This window comes from Maribacter sp. 2-571 (assembly GCF_050589625.1).
Lineage (GTDB): Bacteria > Bacteroidota > Bacteroidia > Flavobacteriales > Flavobacteriaceae > Pelagihabitans.
Window position 1 is genome coordinate 1 of record NZ_JBNGOP010000053.1, and the last position, 9,436, is coordinate 9,436.

General features: G+C 41.0%; 6 protein-coding genes. All 6 read left to right on the forward strand.

Features of this window, described 5'->3' with window-relative positions:
- Window positions 1-3,147, forward strand: a 3,147-nt coding sequence (locus ACRD7P_RS20710; RefSeq protein WP_430909705.1) for an amino acid adenylation domain-containing protein, incomplete at its 5' end; no start/stop codon positions are given.
- Window positions 3,148-3,196: 49 nt separating this feature from the next.
- The gene (locus ACRD7P_RS20715; RefSeq protein ID WP_430909707.1) at window positions 3,197-3,952 is read left to right on the forward strand and encodes a thioesterase II family protein; all 756 of its coding nucleotides are present in this window, start codon (window positions 3,197-3,199) and stop codon (window positions 3,950-3,952) included.
- A 90-nt stretch (window positions 3,953-4,042) separates the two neighbouring features.
- On the forward strand, window positions 4,043-5,386 hold the full coding sequence (locus tag ACRD7P_RS20720) for an aspartate kinase (RefSeq protein WP_430909708.1): 1,344 nt from the start codon (window positions 4,043-4,045) through the stop codon (window positions 5,384-5,386).
- A 192-nt stretch (window positions 5,387-5,578) separates the two neighbouring features.
- The gene (locus tag ACRD7P_RS20725) at window positions 5,579-6,730 is read left to right on the forward strand and encodes an aspartyl protease family protein (protein ID WP_430909709.1); all 1,152 of its coding nucleotides are present in this window, start codon (window positions 5,579-5,581) and stop codon (window positions 6,728-6,730) included.
- 154 nt (window positions 6,731-6,884) lie between these two features.
- Window positions 6,885-7,655 carry a hypothetical protein gene (locus ACRD7P_RS20730; protein WP_430909710.1) on the forward strand — a complete coding sequence of 257 codons (771 nt, stop codon included), beginning with the start codon at window positions 6,885-6,887 and terminating at the stop codon, window positions 7,653-7,655.
- A 3-nt stretch (window positions 7,656-7,658) separates the two neighbouring features.
- Window positions 7,659-8,705, forward strand: a complete 1,047-nt coding sequence (locus ACRD7P_RS20735; RefSeq protein WP_430909711.1) for a S41 family peptidase — start codon at window positions 7,659-7,661, stop codon at window positions 8,703-8,705.
- Window positions 8,706-9,436: the final 731 nt, after the last annotated feature.

The window sequence follows — 9,436 nt, forward strand, 5'->3', positions numbered from 1 at the left end:
CGGGAGCTGTTGCAACAGGTGAAGGGTACGACCCTTGGTGCGTACGACCACCAGTCGGCGCCCTTCGAGAAGGTGGTCGACCGCGTGGTGACGTCCCGCGATATGAGCATGCCGCCCCTGTTCCAAGTGATGTTCATTCTTCAGAATACTCCTGACGAAGATACAGAGGCTAATGGCTCAGTTACAGACACCCCTTTTGAGGCGTTGCCTTATGAAAATGAACATACAAATGCAAAATTTGATCTTACAATGGGAGTCAATGAGAACGAATCTGGTATTTCATTGGGGATAGAATACTGTACGGCACTTTTTGAAGAGACAACCGTTCGGCGGATGTTGGTGCATTATGAGCAGCTTTTACGCAGTATCGTGGCCGATCCCGCATCTCGTATCACGGACCTGTCGATGCTGACCGCCCCGGAGGAGAAGCAGCTTCTGGAGGTCTTCAATACCACCGAGATAGCATATCCTGATGATAAGACGATGGTTGATTTGTTCGAGATACAGGCAAGGAGAACCCCGAATGCCATAGCATTGATTTGTGGGGACACGGAGCTGACCTATCATGAACTGGATCAAAAGTCGAACCGGTTGGCAAGATACCTGCGCACCAAATGCGCTGTAAAAGAGGGGATGATAGTGGGTATTTGTATGAATCGTTCCGAGTGGGCAATAATTTCAATTCTAGCCGTGCTAAAAACGGGAAGCGCATATGTTCCTATTGATGCTACTTATCCTTTGGAGCGTATTGAATACATGATTACAGATTCTAGCATCGGCTTATTGCTTACAGAGTCAACAAATATTGATAATGTCCCTGTTTTAAAGCAACTTACAGTGCTGCAGTTGGATATGAAATGGGATGTTGTTCTATTAGAATCTAGCAGAAAGTTAGGAAAAAACAGTACCCCTTATTCTGGCGCCTATGTCATTTACACCTCGGGTAGTACGGGTAATCCCAAGGGGGTTATGGTGAGCCATGGCGGAAATGTGAACATGTCGTTGGACCAGGTGCGCACCTTTGGTATTACCGGTTCGGACCGTGTGCTGCAATTTGCGTCCTTATCTTTCGATGCATCGGTCTATGAGATTTTCATGGCCTTTTATAGTGGTGCTTCGCTTGTGATAGCGGGCAAGGATGTGATCGGCGACCGTGAAGGGTTCGTTTCCTACCTACGGGACAAATCGGTGAGCATGGTCACACTTCCCCCTTCTTATTTGCGCGTATTGCCATTGGATGAGCTGCGTTTCTTGCGGGTCATCGTAACGGCCGGTGAATCCCCGGATATCGAGAAGGCGGTCTACTGTAGTGGTTTCAGTGATTATTACAATGCGTATGGTCCTACGGAATGTTCTGTCTGTGTGTCCGTCTACAAGGTCGGTGCCTCGGATATCGGGCGGCAGCATATTCCTATAGGGTCTGCTATATCGAACACGAAGCTGTACGTATTGGACGGTTCCCAGGGGCTTGTTCCCGTTGGGGTTCTTGGGGAGTTGTGCGTATCTGGCGCCGGTTTGGCGCAGGGGTACATCAACCGTTCGGAGCTGACCTCCGAGAAGTTCATTTCAAACCCTTTCGATGCTTCGGGCGGGGGCAGTCTGTACCGTACGGGCGACCTTGTACGTTGGTTGTCCGATGGTACGATCGAATATGTCGGTAGAATCGATGACCAGGTGAAGGTGCGGGGCTACCGTATCGAGCTCGGCGAGGTGGAGAGTGCGCTTTCGGGTATATCCGCGGTATCGGGTTGTAGTGTACAGGTACATCCTGACGGCCAGGGGAACAATCAACTTGTGGGCTATGTTGTGGGCCATGGGGGATCGGTCCCGGACAAGGATGACATCCAGCGTGCCCTTTCCGAGAAGTTGCCGGGGTATATGGTACCGCAGCTGTGGGTCTCCCTTGATGCACTTCCCTTGACGGTGAACGGAAAGGTGGACAGGAAGGCGTTGCCGATTCCCGGGCTATCGGAGCGTTCGACGGTCGAGTATGTCGCGCCGCGCAACGATGTGGAGCAACAGCTGTCCGAGATCTGGAAGGAGCTCTTGGGAGTGGAACGGGTCGGGGCCTTGGATAATTTCTTCGAACTGGGAGGTAATTCAATTTTGGCAATCAGTTTAGTGGCCAAAATAAACAAAGCTTTTTCTAGCACCCTTGGTATTGTAGAATTGTTCAAATACCCAACAGTTGAGAAATTAGAAGCAAGGCTACAGTCGGGAGCAGATCAGAGTAACAACATTCTAGTAACGTTCAATGACGATGGTAACCAACGCCCCATGTTTTGTACTCCTGCTATTGGAGGTTCCGTCATGGGGTACTATGATCTTGTAGAGGCCTTGGACGATAGTCAGCCCTTTTATGCATTTCAATGCCCGGGATTGGATGGGAAAACGCCATTGTCGGATAGCATAGAAGATATGGCCTCCACTTTTATAGATGAGATGCAAAAAATCGATCCAATAGGACCGTACACCATAGGTGCCTATTCCTTTGGCGCAATTACGGCCTATGAAATGGTCTTACAACTTGTGCAGAAAGGATATGAAGTTTCGAAATTGATCATTTTTGATGCTCCGCCTCTTGAAAAACAAAAAATCATTAAAGAGTTTGATTTAAAAAAGGAAATAACAGAGATAGTTAAAATAATTAATGAGGATTTTGATTTAGAGATAGTCATTCCCGATTCAGTATTTGAAAACAAGACAAAGGAAGAACAATTGGAAATGATCTATTCGCTCATTCAAGATTCGGGAATTGATGCAACGATCGAGCAGATCAAGGGGCATATTGCCGTATATATAAACAACAGAAAAATTTCCAATGAATATAATCCGGTTCTGAAAGAAAAATTCAACACCGAGGTAACCTTGTTCGTTGCTCCTGAAAGCTTAAGCAATGAATTGACAAACCCACAGGAGATTTTGGAGAATCCTGATCATTTCAAGAAAAAACCCGATTATGGCTGGAGCGAGCATACAAACGATCAAGTAGCATTCTTTGTCATTGAAGGTTCGGATCATCAGAATATAATCGATCCTCCGTTTGTTGAAGAAGTTGCTTTTCATTTAAATAATAGCTTGTCTGTCGAAATTAAAAAGGAAGATACGGCCCTAATGACACGAGATTATGTGGATAGTGATAAGTAGCCGAGCAAGGTTTATAGCTAAATAGAATAGAAAAACTAAATAAGTGTTTATGAGTTTTATGAATAGTTTATCAGAGGAAGAGGCTAACATAATTGCGATTCCTTTTGCAGGGGGAAATGCATATTGTTACAAAGAGATTGAGAACCATGTGAAAGGCAATTTCAAATGGGTGACCCTTGAACTTCCAGGAAGGGGGTCAAGATTTAAAGAAGCCCTGCTATCCGATATTCGAGAAATGGTTGACGATCTTTATCATTCCTTGATTCTACATGTAAAAAAGAAGAGCTATGTTTTGTATGGCCATAGTATGGGTACTGTTATTGGCTATGAGCTGGTAAAAAAACTTATAGAAAATGATATGCCACTACCCTTATGTGCGCTATTTACCGGTAGGGGAGCACCCAATACAGTGATGACCAAAAAAAGGTCTGCAATGCCAGAAAAAATGTTCTGGGAAGAAGTTAGTAGTATTGGAGGTCTACCGAAAGAGATTTTAAAAAACAAGGAACTGTTGGATTTGTACTATCCTATTCTGAGGGCAGATTTTAAGGCAATAGAGACGTACCAATATACACCACTAAAAGAACCATTCCCTATTCCTATTTACATATGCCTGGGTAAGGATGAGATTGGTGAGGGCGAGGACAGAACATCTCTTAAAGAAATAAAAGACTGGAACAATGAAACCATTTATCCCTGCAAGCCAACGTTTTTGGAAGGAGATCATTTTTTTATCCTAAAGCACCCTGGGGCAGTGGTACAATTATTAGTAAACGCTTTTGAAAAATCAAAGGTAAAAATGTAAGAGAGTAAATATGCGATGGTTTTGTGAAAAATGTGGAAATAGATTTTCTCAAGTAAAACAGCCCATTCTAAATAACATAAATACGCACATATGAAGGTTTTAAAATTTGGTGGAACCTCGGTTGGTTCCGTAGAGAGCTTATTGCAAGTAAAAGAGATTCTTAAAAATGAACTGGGTAAGAAAATTGTCGTATGTTCCGCAATGTCGGGAGTTACAGATCAATTAGTACAACTTTTGGAAAGTATTCGATTGGGTGATGCACCACAAATTGAATTAAAAATTGAACGCTTGAGGCTTCGTCATCAAGAGTTGATATGCTCCTTGATAACGGATCAAAAGAGCAGGGACGAATTCCTTGATGATCTCAATGGAATGATAAGGGATATCTCGAAATTGGCGTCACAAGAGTTTACTGGGGTGTTGTACTCTAGAATAATAACGTACGGTGAGACATTGTTGACCTCTATTTTTTCAAAGTACTTGAATGCTGTGGGAATACACAATACATTGCTGCTGGCAAAAGATTTCATGTTCGTAGATTCCATAGAAAACCCCAATATAGGCAAGGTATCGGTAGAGTTGAGAGAACTTTTGTCCAAGAAAGAAAAGTCTTCGATATATATAACGCAAGGATTTGTATGCCGCGATGCGCAAGGGGAAATAAGCAATCTCAGTAGGGGAGGAAGTGATTTTACGGCCACCATCATTGCGGCTGCCGTTGATGCCGAAGAAGTTCAAATATGGACAGATATAGATGGGCTGCACAACAATGACCCTAGGTATGTTAACGGAACGAAATCAATACCGCATCTAAGCTATAACGAAGCAGAGGAGTTGGCTCATTTTGGTGCTAAAATTTTACATGCCAATACGGTTTTTCCCGTTGTTGATAAGAAAATCCCGATTCTTTTGAAAAGTACCTTTGATCCCAACGCGTTGGGAACGGTTATTTCGGACAGTGTGAAATCTGAGGGCCTAAAAGCGATTTCGGCTAAAGACAACATTATGATTGTCGAATTAACCTCCAAACGAAAACTCATTTCGAAAAACTCCTTGCAAAAAATTCTGCGTACTTTTGACGAACATGAGGTACCTGTTCATGTAATCTCATCTTCTAGAACCGCTACTTCGGTTGCGATAGACAATAATGTTATTATTGATGAAATCTTAAAAGAACTAGAAAACTTCTTTAGCCTGAGATTAGAAAATAACAAATGTATTATCAGTATTGTGGGTGAACATATAGTGAATGATAAGAATTTATCGAAGTTCTTTGAAATCTCTAATGTGGTGCCAATTAAAATGATTTCGTTTGGTGTTAACAATAATATATCTATTCTTGTTGATTCTAAATACAAGGTCCCCGCGCTAGAATTTTTAAATAAAAAGCTATTTGCGTTGGTCGAAGCTGATGTGCAAACGGTGCTTTCTTGATTTTTAGATGATTGTTACTCATCTTGCGCCCTTTATAGGCAATAAAATGAAAAATAAGGATAGCGGTATGGAAGCGCGGGTCATTCACAACAAAACGATGTATTGGTCATGAAATTACTTAAACTGGGAATATCGGTATTGGCTGGGTTATTATGCAATGGTTGTTCAACGAGTAAGATTGAAAAACTTGAAATGCAAGGAACCCTCAAGGAAAGTGTTTTTGACAAAGAAATTCCTTTTGAATACAAGGAAGGTTTAATTTTTGTAAAAGCACGGATAGAGGGGGAGACGTATAATTTTATTTTGGACACAGGAGCCGATGTTACGGTATTGGACGCGGCGGTCGCAAAAAGAATTACCCATAAAAAGGTACTTAAATCAAAAGTTGAAGGCAGTCTTAAAAAAGAGCTTTCTACACAATTGGTAACGTTGCCGGCACTGAACTTGGGAGGGGTTGAATATATTGATACAGGCGCTATTATAACGGACCTGTCCTATTTTAAGAAGTTTTTTGGCTGTTTTCCGATACAGGGAATAATTGGGATTAACCTTTTGCGAAAGGGAAACCTACAAATTGATTATAAAAACAAGGTTCTAAGGCTAACAAATGATTTTTCAAATTTAAAGGTATCGAACAAGGCACATATCGTTAAAATGAATTCCAAAAAAAACGGAAGTATTCTACTAGATGTGGCCCTGGGGAATAAACGAACCAAATTTATTTTTGATACCGGCTCAAATGGTAAACTTACCACTGATAGTAAGTTGTTGGAAACAAATAAACACTTGACGTTTGTTAGCAAAAAAGGAACGGCGAATATTAGCATTAACGGCGCATCTGATGTAACACTTTACAAAGCGCTCGTTCCCGAGTTGGCGGTGGCAGGAATCGCTCTTCAAAATCAAATTATTACGCTCAAACCAGGTGCGGCTTCATTAGTCGGGAATAGGTTTTTTGAAAATTACACCCTTTCGATACATTGGGAGAAGGATGAATTGATTTTGGATCCCGTTATTTCAATGGATAACGAAATATTAGAAGCGTACGAACTAACAATAAGGCCCGATTATACAATAAACAAGATACTGGTGCATAGCGCCTGGGGAGATTTTTCGGATAAGCATAACATTCCCTTAGGGGCCGAAGTCACCGAAATAAACGGCAAGAAGGTTTCGAACTTCACCCAAAGCGAATTATGCGAATTTTGGAATCAGGAAATGTCGGGTATAAAAAGCAGTTCCGTTATGCGTTTAAACATACGCTGCAACGGGGATAATCGTCAATTTACTTTACCAAAAAAGAAGTTACTTCCTAACAATAAACAAAATAATTCTCTTAAATAGCGTAGTATAATCACTTCATTTAAGTCGAAAATGTGTTTTGCTACGTATATCATTAAGCCATCTCATAAGAATGTTGTTGGGGCAGTATACCGGCAACTTTTTCTGAGGCTTGGAACGTTGATAAATAACTTATTCATAAAATGTATTGCTAATAATGAATCATAAACGATGGATCATAGGGTTGTCTCTATTGTCTTTACTAACAGTAAGAGCGCAGGACTTTAAGGATTTTAAAAATGAACTAGACATATCTGTTGGATATAGTTTTGGGTCTATAAAGGACTTGAATTTTGCACCTTTGAATTACCGGGAGAACGGTATAAATTATGGAATCGGTTACACGCGAAAACTAGAAACAGGCAATTTGTTTTCGATGCGTTTCGATTATGCCGATGCCGAAATAGAAACCGACGCAAGTGATTTTTTGACTTCGGACTATACATCGGGAAATGCGCGTATCTCGTATCTTATTGATGTAGGGAGTATATCGAACAAGCTACATTTTTTCCTAGGAGGAGAATATCAGACAAACTGGAACAAGATTGAATTTCAGGCGTTTGGAGTTCCAAAGGATTCCTATCTAGTTGCGCATAGCTTAAACATTGCAGCACTGCTAGCGTACAGCCTTAATGAGCGAAACACCTTGCTTTTTAAAGCTGCGTTGCCGTTAGTGTCATTTACGGTTAGACCCCCATTTAGCGAGTTTGATGAAGAATTTGATTCGTTTCGTTTGTTTGATGGTGGAGAATTGGGGTCGTTTAACAAATATGTGGCTTTTGATGGGTACTTTTTATATCAATATACCCTGTTACAAAATGTAAATTTAAACGCCTCCTATACTTTCCTCTATCAGAAACATAGTGAAGAAAATGAGTTTACCCGCTTTAATAGTCGATTAAATATTGGTGTATCACTAAAGTTTTAAATAATGAAAAATAGTATAATTACGTTTCTATGCTGTATGGTAGGTTTCTTCTTTATTTCATGCGAAGAAGCCGTTCTGGGGGACGAACAATCGAGTACGGCCAGAATTAATTTTGACCTTTTGTGGAAAGATTTTGATGAACATTATGCACCGTTTGATGCACGAAATGTAGATTGGGATGAATTGTACGAGCAATATAGCATCAGAATAACTTCTGAGACCACTAACGAGGAATTATGGACAATAAGTACAGAATTACTCGAAAATTTAAAGGACCGCCATATTAATCTGGTAGATACTAAAAATGAGCGTTCCTTTAAGTCTGGAGAAGCTGTTGCCGATCAGGCAGAGGAAGAATTTGATCTGGACTTGGTCAAAAACAAATACTTGGAGGCTTATCAAACTTTTGATGAAGCCGGTATGTCTTTTGGTAAAATCAAAGACAAGGCCGTTGGGTATATATACCTATCTGAAATTAATGGTGAAGCCCCTGGTGTTATTGATAAAGTAATCGCAGAGCTAAAAGATGCCGAAGCGATTATAGTTGATATTCGAAACAACGGTGGCGGTTCTGATCGTTTTGCACATCGTGTTGCCGGTGCTTTTGCCGATGGAGAGCATTTTATCTACACTGTACAGACCAAAAACGGACCGGGACGTGATGATTTTGACGAAAAAAAGAAATGGTTTGCCAAGCCCGCAGGTCCTGAACAATTTACCAAGCCAGTAATTTTATTGATGGATCGGTTTACCTTAAGTGCCGCTGAAATATTTCAATTGAATATGCAAGCGTTTGGTCATGTGACCACTATGGGCGATTTTACCGGAGGTTCCCATTCAGATGTAAGTTCCTTCAGGTTTCTTCCCAATGGTTGGATCTATACCTTGGCCCCTCAATTGTATTTAATGCCCGATGGTCAGAGTTTAGAAGGCATAGGAATTGCCCCAGATGAGTTTGTAAAGAATACTAAGGAAAGTATTGATATGGGAAACGACTTGGTAATGGAAAACGCTTTTGAATATCTTGGCGAGATTTATGGGATAGAATAGCCGTATTTCGGGCATGTATTTTCAAGAGCGCACCCTGAGCGGTATAGTGTTTAAGCAGGCAAATCGGTCATATGGGGAGAAGTAAAATCACGGAAAATACGTGAAGAAGTATCTTGGGAAACTGGAATATAGGGCCAGTGCAATAAGGTTTGGGACACCGGATCGATCCTAGCTTCTTTTCATGTTTAATTAATGGTAAATAGTGCAGTAAGCCATGGAAGGTGCATGCACCAAAAAATATGATTTCTTACCTTTTTCAGGTTGGTTTTTTACCCCAATTTACTCCTCCAAAACTTCTAAATCTAGGGGGTATCGTACGCTTCTAAAAGAGCCGATATAGCTATCCCATTCCTATGAATCGTTATCAGTCCATTTTGAAGTCCTACTACTTGTTTTTGGCTATAGGTGCAAACCCTCTATTTGGAAAATAACCTTATTGCTCTTGGTGATATTTTTTTATTTCAACTATGTGATTTTCAAATTCTTGTGATTTTTTTTGCGCTTTTGAAATCCTATTTTGAAGGCCGGTGGATACACAGCTCCGGGATAAAAGAGGGTAAACACTCATGCCGATGTTGAGGGGTCGAAATTATATTTGGTTCATCCTTAAAACGACAACGGTTTCCCTATGATATATCGGGTAGGTGGCCAGTAATGTTGTACTGTTTTTAAGGGACTAATTTTTAAAAACGTAGAAGCTATGACATTATCACACTACCATTTATGCGAGG

Coding starts and splice junctions, on each gene's coding strand:
- ACRD7P_RS20735 (WP_430909711.1), top strand. CDS start 7,659: ATGAAAAATAGTATAATTACGTTTCTATGCTGTATGGTAGGTTTCTTC.
- ACRD7P_RS20720 (WP_430909708.1), top strand. CDS start 4,043: ATGAAGGTTTTAAAATTTGGTGGAACCTCGGTTGGTTCCGTAGAGAGC.
- ACRD7P_RS20725 (WP_430909709.1), top strand. CDS start 5,579: ATGCAAGGAACCCTCAAGGAAAGTGTTTTTGACAAAGAAATTCCTTTT.
- ACRD7P_RS20715 (WP_430909707.1), top strand. CDS start 3,197: ATGAGTTTTATGAATAGTTTATCAGAGGAAGAGGCTAACATAATTGCG.
- ACRD7P_RS20730 (WP_430909710.1), top strand. CDS start 6,885: ATGAATCATAAACGATGGATCATAGGGTTGTCTCTATTGTCTTTACTA.